18 protein-coding genes and 1 other RNA gene are annotated in these 17,561 nt (G+C 67.6%); 8 read left to right on the top strand and 11 right to left on the bottom strand.

The window, feature by feature from the left end:
• Nucleotides 1–16: 16 nt before the first annotated feature.
• A complete protein-coding gene (miaA, locus tag ACUSIJ_RS11815; protein ID WP_449308588.1) occupies nt 17–943 on the bottom strand; it encodes a tRNA (adenosine(37)-N6)-dimethylallyltransferase MiaA in 927 nt (308 codons plus the stop codon).
• Between miaA and serB the strand changes: the two genes are divergently transcribed.
• Nucleotides 937–1,863 (top strand): phosphoserine phosphatase SerB, encoded by a 927-nt coding sequence (gene serB / locus ACUSIJ_RS11810; protein WP_449308587.1) that lies wholly within the window; start codon nt 937–939, stop codon nt 1,861–1,863. The genes miaA and serB overlap by 7 nt on opposite strands.
• Nucleotides 1,864–1,912: 49 nt before the next feature.
• Here the strand turns inward: serB and ACUSIJ_RS11805 are convergent, their stop codons facing one another.
• The 6 genes from ACUSIJ_RS11805 to ACUSIJ_RS11780 form a co-directional block, all read right to left on the bottom strand.
• A complete protein-coding gene (locus ACUSIJ_RS11805) occupies nt 1,913–3,430 on the bottom strand; it encodes a Do family serine endopeptidase (RefSeq protein WP_449308586.1) in 1,518 nt (505 codons plus the stop codon).
• Nucleotides 3,431–3,513: 83 nt separating this feature from the next.
• Nucleotides 3,514–3,711: a DUF2065 domain-containing protein gene (locus ACUSIJ_RS11800; protein ID WP_449308585.1), complete on the bottom strand. Its 198-nt coding sequence runs from the start codon at nt 3,709–3,711 to the stop codon at nt 3,514–3,516.
• Between the two features lie 206 nt (nt 3,712–3,917).
• Nucleotides 3,918–4,817: a protease modulator HflC gene (gene hflC, locus ACUSIJ_RS11795; RefSeq protein WP_449308584.1), complete on the bottom strand. Its 900-nt coding sequence runs from the start codon at nt 4,815–4,817 to the stop codon at nt 3,918–3,920.
• Complete coding sequence (hflK, locus tag ACUSIJ_RS11790) at nt 4,814–6,022, bottom strand: FtsH protease activity modulator HflK (protein ID WP_449308583.1); 1,209 nt, start codon at nt 6,020–6,022, stop codon at nt 4,814–4,816. Before hflK ends, hflC begins: the two co-directional genes overlap by 4 nt.
• 177 nt (nt 6,023–6,199) lie before the next feature.
• Nucleotides 6,200–6,781 (bottom strand): dihydrofolate reductase, encoded by a 582-nt coding sequence (locus ACUSIJ_RS11785; protein WP_449308582.1) that lies wholly within the window; start codon nt 6,779–6,781, stop codon nt 6,200–6,202.
• A gap of 4 nt (nt 6,782–6,785) precedes the next feature.
• A complete protein-coding gene (locus ACUSIJ_RS11780) occupies nt 6,786–7,580 on the bottom strand; it encodes a thymidylate synthase (protein ID WP_449308703.1) in 795 nt (264 codons plus the stop codon).
• 117 nt (nt 7,581–7,697) lie between these two features.
• On the opposite strand from ACUSIJ_RS11780, the gene ssrA reads away from it, so the two are divergent.
• Nucleotides 7,698–8,051, top strand: a transfer-messenger RNA (tmRNA) gene (gene ssrA / locus ACUSIJ_RS11775).
• A 68-nt stretch (nt 8,052–8,119) separates the two neighbouring features.
• On the opposite strand, the gene ACUSIJ_RS11770 is transcribed toward ssrA, so the two are convergent.
• A complete protein-coding gene (locus ACUSIJ_RS11770) occupies nt 8,120–8,488 on the bottom strand; it encodes a hypothetical protein (protein ID WP_449308581.1) in 369 nt (122 codons plus the stop codon).
• Between the two features lie 515 nt (nt 8,489–9,003).
• Between ACUSIJ_RS11770 and ACUSIJ_RS11765 the strand changes: the two genes are divergently transcribed.
• The 4 genes from ACUSIJ_RS11765 to ACUSIJ_RS11750 all read left to right on the top strand — a co-directional run bounded on the left by ACUSIJ_RS11765 (nt 9,004) and on the right by ACUSIJ_RS11750 (nt 11,935).
• Complete coding sequence (locus ACUSIJ_RS11765) at nt 9,004–9,720, top strand: SspB family protein (protein WP_449308580.1); 717 nt, start codon at nt 9,004–9,006, stop codon at nt 9,718–9,720.
• A gap of 324 nt (nt 9,721–10,044) precedes the next feature.
• Nucleotides 10,045–11,436, top strand: coding sequence for a class II fumarate hydratase (fumC, locus tag ACUSIJ_RS11760; protein WP_449308579.1), 1,392 nt, complete (start codon nt 10,045–10,047; stop codon nt 11,434–11,436).
• 77 nt (nt 11,437–11,513) lie between these two features.
• Nucleotides 11,514–11,717, top strand: coding sequence for a DUF4169 family protein (locus ACUSIJ_RS11755; protein WP_449308578.1), 204 nt, complete (start codon nt 11,514–11,516; stop codon nt 11,715–11,717).
• Nucleotides 11,714–11,935, top strand: a complete 222-nt coding sequence (locus ACUSIJ_RS11750) for a ribbon-helix-helix domain-containing protein (protein WP_449308577.1) — start codon at nt 11,714–11,716, stop codon at nt 11,933–11,935. The genes ACUSIJ_RS11755 and ACUSIJ_RS11750 overlap by 4 nt, the downstream gene beginning before the upstream one ends.
• A gap of 78 nt (nt 11,936–12,013) precedes the next feature.
• Here ACUSIJ_RS11750 and ACUSIJ_RS11745 read toward each other — a convergent pair whose 3' ends face one another.
• The 3 genes from ACUSIJ_RS11745 to ilvA form a co-directional block, all read right to left on the bottom strand.
• Nucleotides 12,014–13,267: a D-amino acid dehydrogenase gene (locus ACUSIJ_RS11745; protein ID WP_449308576.1), complete on the bottom strand. Its 1,254-nt coding sequence runs from the start codon at nt 13,265–13,267 to the stop codon at nt 12,014–12,016.
• A 33-nt stretch (nt 13,268–13,300) separates the two neighbouring features.
• Complete coding sequence (alr, locus tag ACUSIJ_RS11740; protein WP_449308575.1) at nt 13,301–14,464, bottom strand: alanine racemase; 1,164 nt, start codon at nt 14,462–14,464, stop codon at nt 13,301–13,303.
• Between the two features lie 124 nt (nt 14,465–14,588).
• A complete protein-coding gene (gene ilvA, locus ACUSIJ_RS11735; protein WP_449308574.1) occupies nt 14,589–16,139 on the bottom strand; it encodes a threonine ammonia-lyase, biosynthetic in 1,551 nt (516 codons plus the stop codon).
• Nucleotides 16,140–16,503: 364 nt separating this feature from the next.
• On the opposite strand from ilvA, the gene ACUSIJ_RS11730 reads away from it, so the two are divergent.
• Entirely contained in the window at nt 16,504–16,851 is a 348-nt protein-coding gene (locus ACUSIJ_RS11730; protein WP_449308573.1) for a hypothetical protein, read from the top strand.
• 138 nt (nt 16,852–16,989) lie between these two features.
• Entirely contained in the window at nt 16,990–17,547 is a 558-nt protein-coding gene (locus tag ACUSIJ_RS11725) for a LemA family protein (protein WP_449308572.1), read from the top strand.
• Nucleotides 17,548–17,561: the final 14 nt, after the last annotated feature.

Genomic DNA, 17,561 nt, shown 5'->3' with positions numbered 1-17,561 from the left:
TCCCCGCCGCCCGCCCCTAACCGGCCGGCGGCGTCATCCAGTCGAAATCCGGCGCCTGATGCCGGAACCAGGTGAACTGGCGCTTGGCATAATGGCGCGTGTCGGCCTGTGCGCCGGCGATCGCCTCCCCGATGTCGATCTCGCCCCGCAGGTGGCGGATCAGCCAGGGGACGCCGTGGGCGCGCATGGCCGGCAGCGCCGGATCGAGCCCCCGGGCAGCGAGCCGCCCGACCTCGTCGAGCGCGCCCTCGGCCATCATGGCGAGGAACCGCCGGTCGATCCGCTCGTTGACGGCGGCGCGCTCCGGGGCGAGGAAGATCTTCGGCACCTGCATGCGGCCGAGCGGCCCCGGCCGGCGCGCCTGGCGGAACGACGCCAGCGGCTTGCCGGTCGCCGCCAGCACCTCCAGCGCCCGCAGGATGCGCTGCCTGTCGGTGGGGCCGACGCGCCGGGCGGTCTCGGGATCGCGGGCGGCGAGGTCGGCATGCAGCATCGGCGTGTCGCGGCCCTCCGCCCCGGCGCGGACATCGGCGCGCACGGCCTCGGGCACGGCGGGAATGTCCGACAGCCCCTCGGTCAACGCCTTGAAGTAGAGCCCCGTGCCGCCGGTGACGATCGGCACCCTGCCCGCCTGCCAGATCTCCTCGATGGCCGCCGCCGCGTCCGTGAGCCAGCGGCCGACGGAATAGTTTTCCGCCGCATCCACATGGCCATAGAGGCGATGCGGGACCTGCGCCTCCTCACCCTGCGTTGGGCGGGCGGTGATGACGCGCAGATCCCTGTAGACCTGCATCGAATCGGCATTGACGACCACCCCGCCGAGGCGATCGGCGAGTTTAATTGCCAGCGCGGACTTGCCGGATGCCGTCGGTCCTGCGATGAGAATGGCGCGCGCGCCTTTCAGCCGCTCCTCATTCTCGATCAACGTTGGTTCGCATGACATCTGCTGTTTCGTCCGCCATCAATCCGTTCGTCGCGACGCTTATCGCCAACCCGGCCGCGCCGGCGATAACCGATGCCGTCATTCGCCGCGCCGCGCAAGCCCTGCCGGCCAACGCGTCCACACGCCGGCTCGATGCCGACATCGCGGCGGATCTGCTGTTCACGGTCGAAGGGGACGAGGAGCCGCGCGCCGTCACGGAGCGGGTGCGCGGGGCGATCGCGGGCGAGCCGGTCGACGTCATCGTCCAGCCGCTGCTGGGGCGGCGCAAGCGGCTCTTTCTCGCCGACATGGATTCGACCATCATCGGCCAGGAGTGCATCGACGAACTGGCCGATTTCGTCGGCCTCAAGGCCAAGGTCTCCGCCATCACCGAGCGCGCCATGCGCGGCGAGATCGCCTTCGAGCCCGCGCTGCGCGAGCGCGTCGGACTGCTGCGCGGCCTGCCCGTCTCGGTGATCGACCGCATCATCGCCGAGCGCATCAGCCTCACCCCCGGGGCGGTGCGGCTGGTGCAGACGCTGCGCGCGCACGGCATCTACACCTGCCTCGTGTCCGGCGGCTTCACGCTGTTCACCCAGCGCATCGCCCTGCTGGCGGGTTTTCACGAGCACCGCGCCAACCGCCTCGTGGTCACGGACGATCACCTCGCCGGGCGCGTCGAGGAACCGATCCTCGGCCGAGAGGCCAAGCTGGCGACGCTGCAGGAGTTGCGCGACGCGCACGGGCTCGCCCTCCACGAGACGCTCGCCGTGGGCGACGGCGCGAACGACCTCGCCATGCTGGGCGAAGCCGGCCTCGGCGTCGCCTTCCGCGCCAAGCCGGCGGTGGCGCAAGCCGCGCACGCGCGGGTGGAGCACGCGGACCTCACCGCGCTCCTCTACGCGCAGGGGTTCAAGCGCGAGGAGATTGTGACCGGCTGAAGATGGCCGGGCAGACACGGCAATATGGCTCGGCGTCTCACCCTCGTGTTCAGTCCCCCTCGAGCCGTATCGCCACGAAGCGCGTCTCGCCGTCGCGTCCGGCGACGAGCAGCAGCGCCGATTTCTTGCCCTCCTTGCGCAGGGCCTCGAGCCGGCGCTCCACCTCGACGGGCGTGGTCACCGGGATCTGCGCCACCTCGATGATCACGTCGCCGGCCACGATGTCCTTGTCTGAAGCGGGCGAGTCCGGATCGACCCCGACCACGACGACGCCCGATACGTCGTCGCGGATGGCGTGTTGCTCGCGCAGCTCGTCGTCGATCTCCGCGAGGTCGAGACCGAGCGCGCGGACGCCGGAGGGCGTGCTCTCCTCGCCCGCGGCCGCCGTGTCGCTCTTCTCGCTGTCCTCCAGCCGGCCGAGCGTCACGGACGCCGTGCGCTCCTTGCCCCCGCGCATCAGCGTGACCTCGACCTTCGTGCCGACCGCAGTCGCCGCGACGTTGCGCGAGAGGTCGCGCGGCTCCTTCACCGCCTTGCCGTTGTAGCGGATGATCACGTCGCCGGCCTTGATGTCGACGCCGGCCGCCGGTCCCTTCTCGTCGACGCCGGCAACCAGCGCGCCCTCGGCCCTCGCGAGACCGAGCGCCTCGGCGGCGTCCTCGTCGATCGACTGGATGCGCACGCCGAGCCAGCCCCGCCGCGTCTCGCCGAACTCGCGCAACTGGGCGATGGTCGGCGCGGCGAGTTCCGCCGGCACGGCGAAGCCGATGCCGACCGAGCCGCCGGTCGGCGACAGGATGGCCGTGTTGATGCCAACCACCTCGCCGGCGAGGTTGAACAGCGGCCCGCCCGAGTTGCCGCGGTTGATGGCAGCGTCGGTCTGGATGTAATCGTCGTATGGTCCCTGCTCGATGTCGCGGCTGTGGGCGGAGACGATGCCCGCCGTCACCGAGCCGCCGAGGCCGAAGGGATTGCCGATGGCGACCACCCAGTCGCCGATGCGCAGCCTGGCGGATTCGCCGAACTTCACCGCCTTCAGCGGCTTGTCGGCCTTCACCTGCAACACCGCGAGATCGAGCTTGTCGTCGCGCCCCACCACCTCGGCCTTGCGCTTCGTTCCGTCGGTGAACGCCACGGTGATGTCGTTGGCCTCGCCGATGACGTGATTGTTCGTGACGATCACGCCGGACGGGTCGATGACGAAGCCGGACCCGGCCGATTCGGATCGGCGCGGGCCGCGCGGCGGGTTCTGCTCGCGGCGCTTGCGGAACTCGTCGAACAGATCACCGAACGGCGCGCCGGGGATCGGCGGCGGCACGTCCCGGCGCTGGGCGACTGTCCGGCTTTCCGAGGCGGATATGTTGACGACGGCCTCCATCACCTCGTCGGCGAGGTCGGCGATGGCCTCGGGCCCGCGCGCCATGGCCGGTGCGGAAAGGGCGACGGAAGCCGCGACCACGAGCGCCGGCAGAACCCGGGAAGCGACGTTGCGCGCGCGGATCCCCGCCCCGCCCAGGGCCGTGCCGGATCGCCGGAGCGTTACCGAAACCGTCTCTTTGATCGTCATGCCGCGTGTCTTTCCCAATTGTCCCGACAGAGCGGCGGGCAGTTCGCCGCCGCGTTCCCGGCCGCTTCCGTTTCCCGCCGACATTACAACAATCCGCTCCCCCGCACAGTCCAGATCAGAACGACGCCGATCACTGCGAAGATCAGCCCCACCCGGCGCATCCGCTCCACGGGCGAGCGGGAGGCCTCATGCAGAACGCGGCGAGCGGCAACCGGGAATGCGGCGAAGAACAGGCCCTCCAATGCTAGCAGCAACCCGAATGCAGCAAGGAAATCAATCATTCAGCGCACGTCCCTCCCAGGAGATCTGCGGAACGCATCGCCGGCACCGGGAACGTGTTTCCCAGCGCCGGTTTCAGGCCGACTCTTATCTATTGTAGCGTTCCGCCGAACGAGAGGAGATCATGCCTGACGAGAAAGATAAAGTAACATTAATACCATAACGCGAGAACGGCGGATGTCCGCACGGGGGCCCGCCGCTCCGGCGGCTATTGCTGCGCGGCGCCGGCGGCGGGCGGCTTGCCGCCGCTCGAGGACTCGAGGAAGCGGAAGAAACGGTTGTCGGGCGACAGCACCCACCGCGTGCCCTCGCCAAGGCTGACGCTATAGGCCTGCAGCGAACGGAAGAAGGCGAAGAAATCCGCATCGCGGCTGTAGGCGTCGGCCAGGATGCTGTTCACCTGCGCGTCGCCCTCACCGCGAATCTCCTGCGCCTGCTGGTTGGCGTCGGCCCTGATCACGGTGACGTCGCGATCGGCGCGGGCGCGGATGGTCTGCGCCAGTTGCGAACCCTGGGCACGGATGTCCGCCGCCTCGCGCTGACGTTCGGTCTGCATGCGCTGGAACACCGCCTCGCTGTTCTGCTGCGGCAGGTCGGCGCGACGCAGGCGCACGTCGATCACCGTCAGCCCGAGCCCCTGCGCCTGCCGGTTCACCTCCTCGCGGATGTCGTGCATCAGCCCGGCGCGGTTGTTGCGCACGATGTCGGTGAACGTCGCCTCGGCCACCACCGAGCGCACCGTCGAGTTGATGATGTTGGCGAGCCGCAGATTGGCCCCGGCGATGTTGTTCACCGTCTGGTAGAAGCGCACCGGGTCCGTAACCCTGTACCGGGTGAAGGCGTCGACCACGAGCCGCTTCTGGTCGGCGGCGATGACTTCCTGCTCCGGCAGATCGAGGTCGAGCACGCGGTTGTCGATGTCGACGACGTTTTCGACCAGCGGCAGCTTGAAATAGAGGCCAGGGTCGGTGGCGACCGATCGCACGCCGCCGAAGCGCAGCACCAGCGCGTATTCCGTCTGGTGCACGACGAAGGTCGCGGTGTAGAGAACGAAGGCCAAGACGGCGAGAACGATCGCGCCCGCCACTTTCAAGGTCTGGGCGTTCATCGGCCTGCTCCCTGCTGCATGACGTTGCCCGCGGAGGGGGTCACCGGCGGACGCTGTGGTTGCGTCGTGCCCTGGGGTTGCGTGCCTTGGGGTTGTGTGCCCTGGGGCTGCGTGCCGGGGAAGACGCCGCCCTGCAACGGCCCCAGCGGCAGCAACGGCAGCGGGCCCTGTCCGCCCTGTTCGAGAATCACCTTGTCGGAACTGCCGAAAATCTTTTCAAGCGTCTCGATCAGCATGCGCTCGCGCGTCACGTCCGGCGCCGTCCTGTAGGTTTCGTAAACCTGCGTGAAGCGGGCCGCCTCACCGCGCGCGCCGGCGACCACGCTCTCGCGGTAGCCTTCCGCCGCCTGCAGGATGCGGGCCGCGTCGCCGCGCGCCTCGGGCACGACGCGGCTGGCGTAGGTCTCGGCCTCGTTGCGCACCCGGTCCTGGTCCTGGCGGGCGGCCTGCACGTCGCGGAACGCGTCGATCACCTGCTGGGGCGGGTCGACTTTCTGCAACTGCACCTGACGGATCTCGACGCCGGCGCCGTATTCGTCGAGCTGCGTCTGCATCAGCGTGCGCACCTCGCCCTCGATGGGGCCGCGGTCGGTGGTGAGCACCGCCTGGATATTGCGCCGGCCGACCACCTCGCGCATCGCGCTTTCGGCCACCGCCTTGATGGAGGCGTCGGGGTTCTGGAGGTTGAACACGTAGTGCTCCGGATTGGACGGGCTCACCTGCCACTGCACGGTGAAGTTGATGTCGACGATGTTCTCGTCGCCGGTGAGCATCAGGCTCTCCTCGGGCACCTCGCGCTGGGAGATGCGCGCCGAAGTGTCGCCGGTGCGCTGGCCGACCTCGACCGTGTTGACCGTCGTCACCCGCGGCTTGATGACCGAGCCGACGGGATAGGGGAAGTTGTAGCGCAGGCCCTCGCCGGTCTTGCCGACGAAGCGGCCGAAGATGAGGTTGAGGCCGACCTCGTCGGGACGCACCGTATAGAAACCGGTGGCGAGCCACAGCAGCACGGCGCCCAGGCCGATCAGCGCGACGCTGCGGAAACCGCCGCCGCCCCCGGGGATGAAGCCTCTCAGCTTGTCCTGACCGCGCCTGAGGATGTCTTCGAGATCGGGCTGCTGCCCACCGCCCCCCTGCGGTCCCGTGCCCCACGGCCCCTGCGGTTTCTGGCCCCATGGACCGCCACTCTGGTTACTCCAAGGCATTAGTCAGCCATTCCTTGTCTTGAGGTTCCGTTCCGGTACCCGCCTGCCGATACATGTCTTCTATTATGACAAATGCGCGCGCGCCGCCACGCCGATGTCCGCCACGCCTGCAACTTGGGAGGCCGGGGCGCAACCGTCAAGTTCCGTCCGGGTCTTTCTCGCGGATAGATCAGCGATTTAGCGCTCATAGTCGACAAACACGAAAGCGTGATCGTCCCGCTCCCCGGCCGGGTGCGCCTCACGCGCGGTTTCGCGGAAGCCGGCATTGTCGATATTGGGGAAAAAGGCGTCGCCGTCGGGGGCGGAGTCCACCCATGTGACGTGCAGCCGCGACGCCAGCGGCAGGGCCTGCGCAAAAACGTCGCCCCCGCCGGCGACGATGATGGCGTCCGCCCCGTCCCGCGCGGCGAGCGCGTCCGCCGTGGCGACGGCCGCGTCGAGGCTCGCCGCCCGCACCACCTCGCCGTCGTCGGGCGATATCGGAAAGTCGGACCGCGCCAGCACCACCAGCGGGCGCCCCGGCAGCCGCCCCCCCTTGCCCGGCCGGGCCGGCGGCAGCGATTCGAACGTCCTGCGGCCCATGATCACCGGCCTGCCCATGGTGAGGGCGCGAAAGCGCGCCAGATCGCTGCGAAGCCGCCACGGCAGCGCGTTGCCGGCGCCGATGACGCCGTTGCGTGCCACGGCGGCCACGATCACCAGCGGCCGGCGGGAAATGCCCTGCGGCCGACCGTCCTGCGCCAGTCCCGCGTGCGTCATGGCCTCAAACCGCGACCGGCGCCCTGATGGCCGGATGCGGATCGTAGCCCTCGACCACGATATCGCTGGCCTTGGCCGCGAAAATGTCGGTCAGATAGTCGCTCAGCACGAGGCGCGGCAGCGGCCGCGGCGTGCGGGCAAGCTGCGTGCGCGCCTGCTCGACGTGGTTGAGATAGAGATGCACATCGCCGAACGTGATGACGAACTCGCCCGCCCGGAGCCCCGTGACATGGGCGACGAGCTCGGTCAGCAGCGCGTAGCTCGCGATGTTGAACGGCACGCCGAGAAACACGTCGGCCGAGCGCTGGTAGAGCTGGCACGACAGCTTGCCCTCGGCGACATAGAACTGGAACAGGCAGTGGCACGGGGCGAGCGCCATCTTCGGGATGTCGACCGGATTCCAGGCGCTGACCACGAGCCGGCGCGAATCGGGATTGCGCCTGATTTCGTCCACGACCCAGGCGATCTGGTCCACGGTCTCGCCGCCCGCGCCCTCGAACGCGCGCCACTGCTTGCCGTAGACCGGGCCGAGATCGCCGTTCCCGTCCGCCCATTCATCCCAGATGGTGACGCCGTTCTCGTGCAGATAGGCGATGTTGGTGTCGCCGCGCAGGAACCACAGCAGTTCGTGCACCACTGATTTCAGATGCACCCGCTTCGTCGTGAGCAGCGGAAAGCCCTCTCCGAGATCGAAGCGCAGCTGCTGGCCGAACAGCGAGAGCGTGCCCGTGCCGGTGCGGTCGTCCTTGCGGGTTCCCTCCCGCAGGATGCGGTCCACGAGATCGAGATAGGCGCGCATGACGTCGGTCTCCGGCAATGGCACGATTCATCAAGGATGCGTTCAGCATAGACGATTGCCGGGCCTGGTCACGTCTCATGCCCGGTCACGTCTGTTGATAACGTAATGCGCCGGACGCCCCTTTCAAAATCCTGCCCGCTGGCCTATATTCGTTTTGCCGTCGCAAGACGGCTATGACGATAAACGGTCATCGCAATAAGCCATTCGGACCCGGGGGCGGTACCCGGCGCCTCCACCAAAGATCAGCGGGCGGCTGGTTTTCGGCGGGGGCGAAACAGGATCGACGAGGGTGTAAAGGGTGTGCTTTCGTCCGGCATGATACCGCCGTTATCGGGTCAAAACGATAGTTGCCAATGACAACCATCGCTCGGTTGCTGCACCCGCGCTTGCGGCGTAAGTGACCACTTAAAGTCCCTGCGGTTAGCCCCGTAGGGCGGGGTTCGGAGGCGCCTGGCAACAGAAGCCTCCACTTCTCCTCGCTCAATAGCCGTTTCCATTTCCCCGGCGCCTCCCGTGCGATGCCGGCGGCGTCTGTGTGTCTATGCGCCGGCCGGCGAGCGGGGGCCGGGCGCGGGCAGTCTGCGCACGCGGGCCGCAAGAATGTCCCTGTCGATACGCCGGCCGCCGAGCCTGCGCTTTTCGCCCTGCCGCCGCATCTGGTCCCGCTCCACGGCGTCGGCGGCGATGCGGGCGCGTCTGGCTTCGTCCTCGGTTCGCCGGCGGTCGTCCAGATCGTCGAGAAAGCTCCGGGCGATGGCGGTCAGGGCTTCACCCTGCCGGATGAGCCCATCGAAAGCGAGGGGCCGTGCCTCAACGCGGACGGGCGACATGCCGCGACCATCGCCGCCCGGGAGCCGCACGATCGCCTGAAGCCGCACGAGACAGGCACGACCAGGCAGACGCGCCACCAAGGTGGCCGCGTGCTTTTCGGCACCGGCCTCTTCATCGTCACGGCGTCTGGGGGCATCTTCCTGCCCTGTTTTTCCCTCGAGCCAGACGGGATTTGTATATTGCAATGCGATCGACACAATAAATACCCTCAGGAAATAACTAAAGCCTTCCGGATGACGTATATCGCCCGCTTTTCCGCAGTCGTGCCGAAATCCGAAAAGGAGCGCAGCACGCATTAACCGGAAAAAAATCCTCTCCGGTCGCAATACACTTGGCATGTGCCAGAAAAATTCTCATTCGTATCCGATGTTTAGTTTCCCGCCGCAATAAGGCGAAGTTGCGGCAGGGGCCGGAACCGTGATCGTGCGGGCGTGCAATCCTGCCGTTCGGCTCTGCCCACAGGCAAAAAAGCCTCTCCCGCCTGCCTGCCGACGGTTCACGCGCCGCAGGACGCTGGTTGGGGCTTGCCTTGTGCCCCGCAAGTCTGGCATCAAGATCGCCAGGGTACGCAGGAATTTTCAGGCGCCGGGTTATGGCCAAGGATTTCATTCGTTACGATCTCCACGTTCAGGACGCGTTGCGCGGCGTTGTCCGCCGGGTTCTGGCGGATGTCGTCCGCGATGGCTTGCCGGGAGAGCACCACTTCTACATCACCTTCCGCACCCAGCATCCGGGGGTGCGGCTGTCGAACCGCATGCGGGCGGAATATCCCGACGAAATGACCATCGTCCTCCAGCACCAGTTCTGGGATCTGGCGGTCACGGAGCATGCGTTCGAGGTCGGCCTGTCCTTCAAGGGCATTCCGGAGAAGCTCGTGGTGCCGTTCGAGGCGATGACGGGATTTTTCGACCGTTCCGTCGACTTCGGCCTGCGCTTCGAATCGGACGTCGAAATCGACGAGGAAGACGATTCCGACGAAGCCTACGAGACGGACGATACGCCGCAGGCGACGGGACAGGTCACGCAGGGCGCGTTTCCGCGCCGCATCTTCGAGATCACGCCCGAAACGGAGGACCGCACCGGGGCACCGCCCGCCGAGAACGCCGACCCGCCGGTTTCCGGCGACAGCACGGCGGATGACTCCGCCCCGTCCGACGCGGATATTCCATTGCCGGCGGGCGGGGATGAACCGCCGGCCAGCCCCGACGACGACGCGGCGCCTGTAACGGGCGAAGACGGCGGCTCGGAGGAAAAGGGCGCCGGCGCGCGGGTCGTGCAGCTCGACGCGTTCCGCAAGAAGAACACCTGATATCAGGCAGAACACCTGACACCGCCGCGCTTGCCCGTTGCGCGGCGGCGCCCCCTCCCCTGACAGAACCGCTGAATTGTCACCTTATTTGGCGCATTGACGGAACGGCTGCCTGAAAGCCTCTTGGCGGACGCGTGCGAGTTTGGCTATACCACTGCCTCGACGGGCCGGTTTTCGCGTGAGAGCGCTTTCCGGCCCGGCATGAGCGGGGCCTCGCCGCCAAGGTCGTCGGCGCGGGCCTGTGCTTGTTGTTCTGACGCGCTTCCGGGCCAAAGGCGGATCCGCTTCTCCCGAAAGCGCTACAGCCCTTGCGAGGAACGCCTGATGTCGCAGACCCGTACCGAATCCGATTCCTTTGGCCCCATCGAGGTTCCCGCGGACCGTTACTGGGGCGCGCAGTCCCAGCGTTCGCTCGAAAACTTCCGCATCGGCATCGAGAAGATCCCGCTGCCCGTGGTGCATGCGCTGGCGCTCATCAAGCGCGCCGCCGCCCTCGTGAACAAGGATCTCGGCGCGCTCGACGCCAAGGTCGCCGACGCCGTCGCCACTGCCGCGCAGGAGGTCGTCGAGGGCCGGTACGACGACCACTTTCCGCTCGCCGTGTGGCAGACGGGTTCCGGCACCCAGTCGAACATGAACGCCAACGAGGTGATCGCCAACCGCGCCAACGAGCTCCTGGGCGCGCCGCTCGGCTCCAAGACGCCCGTGCACCCGAACGACCACGTCAACCGCGGCCAGTCGTCGAACGACACCTTCCCGACCGCCATTCACATCGCCGCCGTGCTCGACGTGACGAGCCGCCTGCTGCCGGCGCTGGAGCACCTGCACAAGGCGCTCGTCGCCAAGTCGGAAGAGTTCAAGGACATCGTCAAGATCGGCCGCACGCACCTGCAGGACGCCACCCCGGTGACGCTGGGCCAGGAGTTCTCGGGTTATGCGGCGCAGGTCGCGACCGGCATCGCCCATGTGAAGACCGGGCTCAATTCGCTCTATCCGCTCGCCCAGGGCGGCACGGCGGTGGGCACGGGCCTCAACGCCCATCCCGAATTCGCCGAACGCTTCGCTGCCAAGATCGCCGAGATCACCGGCCAGCCCTTCACCACCGCGCCCAACAAGTTCGAGGCACTGGCGAGCAACGACGCTGTCGTGTTCGCTCACGGCGCGCTTGTGAGCGTGGCGACGGCGCTGTTCAAGATCGCCAACGACATCCGTCTGCTCGGCTCCGGCCCGCGCTCGGGACTCGGCGAATTGTCGCTGCCGGAGAACGAGCCCGGCTCCTCCATCATGCCCGGCAAGGTCAATCCGACCCAGTCCGAGGCCGTGACCATGCTCGCGGCGCAGGTCATCGGCAACGGCACGACCGTTTCCATCGCCGGCAGCCAGGGCCACCTGGAGCTCAACGTGTTCAAACCGGTCATCGCCCATGCGTTCCTGCAATCGGTGCGCCTGCTGGCCGACGGTGCGGTGAGCTTCACCGACAACTGCGTGGTCGGCATCAAGCCGAACCAGGACCGCATCACGGAATTGCTGCAGCGCTCGCTGATGCTGGTGACGGCGCTCGCGCCCAAGATCGGCTACGACGCGGCCGCCGATATCGCCAAGGCCGCCCACAAGAACGGCACCACGCTGCGCGAGGAGGCCCTGAAGTCGGGCAAGGTCACGGCGGAGGAGTTCGACGCGATCGTCCGCCCGCAGGACATGCTGGCGCCGCACTGAGCGGACACAGGATAGGACAAATAGAGCATTTCTCCGTTTCAACGAAAAGGAGGAATGCTCCGGCAGCCGAGATCGCAATGGCCGAGATCGTCAACCTGCGCCGCGCCCGCAAGGCGCGTGCCAGAGCGGAAAAGGAAGCGCAGGCGGCACAAAACCGCCTGCGCTTCGGCGCGTCCGCGTCCGATCGGCGCGCGAACGCCAGCGAGCGCGAGCAGGCCGAGCGCCATCTCGACGGGCATCGGCGCGACGGCGCTCCGTCTTCCGACGGTCAGCCGGAATGAGCGAGGCGGTCATCAAGCGGTCGGTCATGATCGCCGGACATCGCACCAGCGTGTCGCTGGAGCAGCCGTTCTGGGACGCGCTGCGCGAGATCGCCGAGGCGCGCGGCTCCTCCATCGCCGGCCTCATCGCCGAGATCGACGCCCGGCGCGGCGACAGCAACCTGTCGTCGGCCATCCGCCTGTTCGTGCTGGCGCATTTCCGCCGCGCGGCCCCATAGCAGTTTGCGAATGCTGTAATTTTTTGATTTAGCGCGTTTTCTTCACGCAAACCGGCACCCGCTTTGCCTGAAAATGCTTTAGTCGTAGCGGGCCAGCGACAGGTCTGAAACGTCGATTTCCGGCTTCCTGCCCGTCACCGCATCGGCCACGATCCGTCCCGATCCGCAGGCCATGGTCCAGCCCAGCGTGCCGTGGCCCGTGTTGATGTAGAGATTGGTGAAACGCGTGCCGCCGATGATCGGCGTGCTGTCCGGCGTCATCGGCCGCAATCCCGACCAGAGCTGCGTGTGCGCCGGGTCGCCGCCGCGCGGGAACAGGTCGTGCAGCACGAGCGACAGCGTGCCCTTGCGGTCCGGATGCAGGTGGATCCGGTAGCCCGAAATCTCGGCCATGCCGCCGACGCGGATGCGATCACCGAGACGCGTGATGGCGACCTTGTAGGATTCGTCGAGTACCGTGGAGACGGGCGCCGCCGTCTCGTCGGTCACGTCGACGGTGATCGAATAGCCCTTCACCGGATAGACCGGCACGCGCAACCCGAGCGGCTTCAGCATGACGGGCGAGAAGCTGCCCAGCGCGACGACGAACGCGTCGGCCGTCACCCCGCCCTCGTTGATGCGCAGCCCCGAAACCCTGTCGCCCGCGACATCGAGCCCCTGGATGTCGACGCCGTAGCGGAAGCGCACACCCGCCGCCTCGGCGAGCCGCGCGAGGTTCTGCGTGAACTTGAAGCAATCGCCCGTCTCGTCGTGCGGCAGGCGCAGCCCGCCGACGATCCTGTGGCGCGCGTGCGTGAGCCCCGGTTCGGCCGCGAGGCATTGCTCGCCGGTCAGGAGTTCGTGCGGCACGCCGTATTCCTTCAGCACGGCGATGTCGCCGGCGACGGCGTCGAGCTGCTCCTGCGTGCGGAAGAGCTGCAGGGTGCCCTGCATGCGCTCGTCATAGCTGATGCCGGTTTCTGCCCGCAGCGCCTGCAGGCAGTCGCGGCTGTATTCCGCCACCCGCACCATGCGCGCCTTGTTGACCGCGTAGCGCGCCGGCAGGCAGTTGCCGAGCATCTGCACGAGCCAGGCCAGCATGTCCGCGTCGGCGCGGGGGCGCAGGATCAGCGGCGAATGCTCCGTGAACAGCCATTTCAGCGCCTTCAGGGGAACGTTCGGCGCCGCCCACGGCGACGCGTATCCCGGCGAGATCTGCCCGGCATTGGCGAAGCTCGTCTCCAGGCCTGGCCCCTCCTGGCGATCGATGACAGTGACCTCGCATCCCGCCTTCGCGAGATACCACGCGGAGGTCACGCCGATGACCCCCGCTCCCAGAACGACAACTTGCATGATGGAACTCTCTCAAGCCCGACGACGTGGTTTTCAGCCGCCCGTGTAGATGCGCCGGTAGCGGCTGCCGAGCGATGTCAGAATCTCGTACCCGATGGTTCCCGCAGCTTCGGCGACATCGTCGACAGTCTGATGAAGGCCGATCAGTTCGACCGCCGCATCCGTCTCGGCCAGCCCCTCCGGCACGTCTGAGGCATCGACGCAGACGCTGTCCATGGACACGCGCCCGAGGATCGGCAGCCTGTGCTCGCCGAGCCATGCGGCGCCCCTGCCGCTGAGGCTGCGCAGCCAGCCGTCCGCGTAGCCGACGGACAGCGTCGCGACGCGGGTCGGCCTCGCCGCCTCGAAGGTGAAGCCGTAGCCGACATGGCTGCCGGCGGGAACGGAGCGCGTCTGGATGATGCGCGCGAAAAGCCGCACCACGCCCCGCATCGGGTTGTCGCCGCCGGGCTGCGGATTGACGCCGTAGAGCGCCGCTCCCGGACGGACGAGATCGCAATGGTAGTCGGCCCCGAGAAAGATCCCCGACGAATTGGCGAGGCACCAGCGGGCGCGGCCGAGCGCCGGATGGCCGGCGAAGGCGGCGCGCGCCTTGCGGAAATTGGCGAGCTGCGCCGCGGAAGCGGGATGGCGCGGCTCGTCGGCGCAGGCAAGGTGGCTCATGACGAAATGGACGTCGAGGCCGGCGAAGGCGGCCGCGTCTCCCGCCGCCGCCTCTGCCTCGGCGGGCGCGAGACCGAGCCGCGACATGCCGGTGTCGATCTGCAGCACGGCCGGCAGCACGCGCCCGGCGCGCGCCGCCTCCCGCCGCCATGCGGCGAGTTGGTCGGTCGAATTGAGCACCGGCACGAGCGGCGTTCCGGCCGCCGACAGGCGCGCGGCCTCGCCCGTCGCGTCGCGCGTGAGCCCGTTCAGCACATAGACCGTGCCACCGGTCGGCAGATGCGGCAGCAGCGCCAGCGCCTCGTCGAGATGGGCGACGAAGAAATGCCGGCACCCCTCGGCCGCCAGCGCCGGCGCGACGCGCGCCGCGCCGAGCCCGTAGGCGTCGGCCTTGACCACGCCGCCGCACGCCGCGCCGGCGAGGCGATCACGCAGCAGGCGATAGTTCGTCCGCACCGCGTCGAGATCGATCTCCAGCAGGCCGGCGGAAGGCGCGCCCGCGGGCGGGTCCGCCAATTCACGAACAGACATCATGACCGGTATCGCACCTGTGGCCCCGCCGGAGCCGGACGAGAAATCAGCGACGACTGCGCCGCGGGGCGCATGGGCGACTCACGACGCATCAATAATGCTACACCTGAAAGGCCGGAAATACCCGTCAATTCTCGTGTTTTCCCCGTTCCCGGTCGCGGCCATCGAGGAAAAGCTGGTAGGCGGGATTCTGCGTTTCCTCCCAGAACGGGTAGCCGAGTTCGTTGAGGAACCCCTCGAACGTGTCGCGGTCCTTGTCCGACACCTGGAGGCCGGCGAGCACGCGGGCGAAATCCGTGCCGTGGTTGCGGTAGTGGAACATCGAGATGTTCCAGTCCGACCGCAGCACCTCGAGGAAGCGCAGCAGCGCGCCCGGACGCTCGGGGAACTCGAAGCGGTAGACCAGCTCGTTCTCGGCCGAGGCCGCCCGCCCACCCACCATGTGGCGCACGTGGAGCTTGGCGAGCTCGTTGTCGGAGAGGTCGGTGACCGGATAGTCGTGCTCGCGCAGCAGCGCGATGGTCTGCTGCTTTTCCCGCTCGCCGTCGCTGAGCTGCACGCCGACGAAGATGTGCGCCTGCGCGCCTCCCGCGTAGCGGTAGTTGAACTCGGTGATCTGGCGCTGGCCGAGAAGGCGGATGAACCGCCGGTAGCTGCCCGGCTGCTCGGGGATCGTCACCGCGATGAGCGCCTCCGAGCGCTCGCCGATCTGCGCCCGTTCCGCCACGTGCTGGAGGCGGTCGAAGTTGAGGTTGGCCCCCGAATTGATGGCGATGAGCGGACCAACGCCCGCACCCGATTCGCGGTAGCGTTTGAGGCCCGCGAGCGCCAGCGCGCCGGCGGGCTCCGCAATGGCGCGGGTGTCGTCGAAGATGTCCTTGATCGCCGCGCAGATCTCATCGCCCGAGGCGGTGACGACCCCGTCGAGAAGCTCGCGGCAGATACGGAAGGTCTCCTCACCCGCCTGCGCCACCGCGACGCCGTCGGCGAACAGCCCGACATGGGGCAGCGCGACGCGCTCGCCCGCCTCGATCGCCGCCTTCATGCTGGCCGCGTCGTCCGGCTCGACGCCGATCACCTTGACGTTGGGGCGCAGGAACTTGATGTAGAGCGCGATGCCCGCCGCGAGCCCGCCGCCGCCGATGGGCACGAAAACCGCCTCCAGCGGGCCGGGGTGCTGGCGCAGCAGCTCCACCGCCACCGTTCCCTGACCGGCGATGACGTCCGGGTCGTCGTAGGGGTGAACGAAGACGAGGCCCTGCTCCTTCTCGAGTTCCGCCGCGTGCCGGCGCGCGTCGTCGAAGGCGTCGCCGTGCAGCACGACCTCGCCGCCGAGATTGCGCACGGCCGCGACCTTGATGCCCGGCGTGGTGCGCGGCATGACGATGACGGACCGGATGCCCAGACGATGGGTGGCGAGCGCCACGCCCTGGGCGTGATTGCCCGCCGAGGCGCAGATGACGCCGCGGGCGCGCTCCTCCGGCGTGAGCAGGGCGATCTTGTTGTAGGCGCCGCGCAGCTTGAAGGAATAGACCGGCTGCAGATCCTCGCGTTTCAGGAATACCGGCGTGTTCAACCGCTGTGACAGGCGCTTCATGGGATCGAGCGGCGATTCGATCGCCACGTCATAGACCGATGAAGTCAGTATCCGCCGGATATAGTTCTGTTTGTCTGGCATTTCTCGCCCGCGTTCGTCCTGTGCCGCCCGGTGCCAATGAAATCCGGACTGGTCATGGTCCAGCAATAGCGCACCTTCGCCCGCCAAGAAAGCGTGGCACGGCGCAAGGCCGTCATACGAAAGACGCTGTTCGCGTGGCGATACTATTGATCGGGAGCCGGGGCCCTGTATCATCTTCGCTGTTACGGCTGGCCGATGTGCCGACGGGGGGCTGATCGCAGAGCGCTTATCGATCAAATGGAATCATTTGATCGATAAGAATTCGCTCAAAATCAAAAGTTGGATCATGTCAGCGTTTCCGTGAAACGATGACATGATCCAACGCCGGACGGATCGTCCGGAGCTACCGCAATCAGGAGGGATCATGTCCGACGATGATCTGACGTCCGACGATGATCCGGGAGGCATACCGCTGTTCGACGAGACGATCGACATAGAGCGTGTGCTGCAGGCACTCGACCACGATCTGGAACGGCGCCTCTCGATCGCACGGCGGCTGGAGCCCATCTTGCGCGATATCGTGGCCTATTATGGCGTGCCGCCCGACAACTGGCACTCCTTCGGCGTCGTCTTCCGCTTCGACGCGGGCGACAGCGGCGAAACGGGGATGGAGATCGGCGGCATGGGCCTCAGGGCCTCCGGTGCCAGGGAGCGGGCGCCCGGGGCGCCGGCAACCGTCCATGTCGGGCCGAAACGTCCCGACACGGTGTGAAGCAGCGCAGCGGCCTGCCGCACGGGCGGGTCACGGACGGCCGGTGCGGCCGGCCGTCCACTTTCTTCGTGCAAGCCTCATGTGGCATAGTGGCGCCCGCGCCCTCGGCAGGCCCGGCGCATGTGGAGAAACGACCTCATGGAATGGATCATCGTCGGCGGTATCGTCGCCATCGTCCTCTATGTCATCTTCGTCTACAATGGTCTTGTCATGCTGCGGCAGCGGGTGAACCAGGCCTTCGGCGACATCGACGTCCAGCTCAAGCAGCGCCACGACCTGATCCCGAACCTGGTCGAAACGGTCAAGGGCTACGCCAGCCATGAGCGCGAGACGCTCGACGCCGTCATCCAGGCGCGCCAGCGCGCCCTCAGCGCCCAGGGGCCGGACGCCATGGCGGGGGCGGAGCAGGCCCTGACCGGGGCGCTCGGACGGCTCTTCGCGCTCGCCGAGGCCTATCCGGACCTGAAGGCCAGCGCCAACTTCCAGCAGTTGCAGACCGATCTTTCCGACATCGAGAACAAGCTCGCGGCGGCGCGCCGGTTCTTCAACAACTCGGTGAGCGAGTACAACGCCGCCATCGAATCGTTTCCGGCGGCGCTGTTCGCGAAGAACTTCGGCTTCGCGCACCGCGACTTCTTCGACGTGGGCGAGACCGCCCGCCAGCAGCTCGACGCGCCGCCAACCGTGAAATTCTAGTTCGGCACCCTGGC

Source organism: Pseudochelatococcus sp. B33, assembly GCF_053570585.1.
The sequence above is the reverse complement of the archived record's forward strand: the minus strand, read 5'-3'. Positions and strand labels throughout refer to the sequence as shown.

Bases quoted from the DNA above. Each gene is read 5' to 3' on its own strand.
- serB (WP_449308587.1), top strand. From the start codon at position 937: ATGACATCTGCTGTTTCGTCCGCCATCAATCCGTTCGTCGCGACGCTT.
- miaA (WP_449308588.1), bottom strand. From the start codon at position 943: ATGTCATGCGAACCAACGTTGATCGAGAATGAGGAGCGGCTGAAAGGC.
- ACUSIJ_RS11805 (WP_449308586.1), bottom strand. From the start codon at position 3,430: ATGACGATCAAAGAGACGGTTTCGGTAACGCTCCGGCGATCCGGCACG.
- ACUSIJ_RS11800 (WP_449308585.1), bottom strand. From the start codon at position 3,711: ATGATTGATTTCCTTGCTGCATTCGGGTTGCTGCTAGCATTGGAGGGC.
- hflC (WP_449308584.1), bottom strand. From the start codon at position 4,817: ATGAACGCCCAGACCTTGAAAGTGGCGGGCGCGATCGTTCTCGCCGTC.
- hflK (WP_449308583.1), bottom strand. From the start codon at position 6,022: ATGCCTTGGAGTAACCAGAGTGGCGGTCCATGGGGCCAGAAACCGCAG.
- ACUSIJ_RS11785 (WP_449308582.1), bottom strand. From the start codon at position 6,781: ATGACGCACGCGGGACTGGCGCAGGACGGTCGGCCGCAGGGCATTTCC.
- ACUSIJ_RS11780 (WP_449308703.1), bottom strand. From the start codon at position 7,580: ATGCGCGCCTATCTCGATCTCGTGGACCGCATCCTGCGGGAGGGAACC.
- ACUSIJ_RS11765 (WP_449308580.1), top strand. From the start codon at position 9,004: ATGGCCAAGGATTTCATTCGTTACGATCTCCACGTTCAGGACGCGTTG.
- fumC (WP_449308579.1), top strand. From the start codon at position 10,045: ATGTCGCAGACCCGTACCGAATCCGATTCCTTTGGCCCCATCGAGGTT.
- ACUSIJ_RS11755 (WP_449308578.1), top strand. From the start codon at position 11,514: ATGGCCGAGATCGTCAACCTGCGCCGCGCCCGCAAGGCGCGTGCCAGA.
- ACUSIJ_RS11750 (WP_449308577.1), top strand. From the start codon at position 11,714: ATGAGCGAGGCGGTCATCAAGCGGTCGGTCATGATCGCCGGACATCGC.
- ACUSIJ_RS11745 (WP_449308576.1), bottom strand. From the start codon at position 13,267: ATGCAAGTTGTCGTTCTGGGAGCGGGGGTCATCGGCGTGACCTCCGCG.
- alr (WP_449308575.1), bottom strand. From the start codon at position 14,464: ATGATGTCTGTTCGTGAATTGGCGGACCCGCCCGCGGGCGCGCCTTCC.
- ilvA (WP_449308574.1), bottom strand. From the start codon at position 16,139: ATGCCAGACAAACAGAACTATATCCGGCGGATACTGACTTCATCGGTC.
- ACUSIJ_RS11730 (WP_449308573.1), top strand. From the start codon at position 16,504: ATGTCCGACGATGATCTGACGTCCGACGATGATCCGGGAGGCATACCG.
- ACUSIJ_RS11725 (WP_449308572.1), top strand. From the start codon at position 16,990: ATGGAATGGATCATCGTCGGCGGTATCGTCGCCATCGTCCTCTATGTC.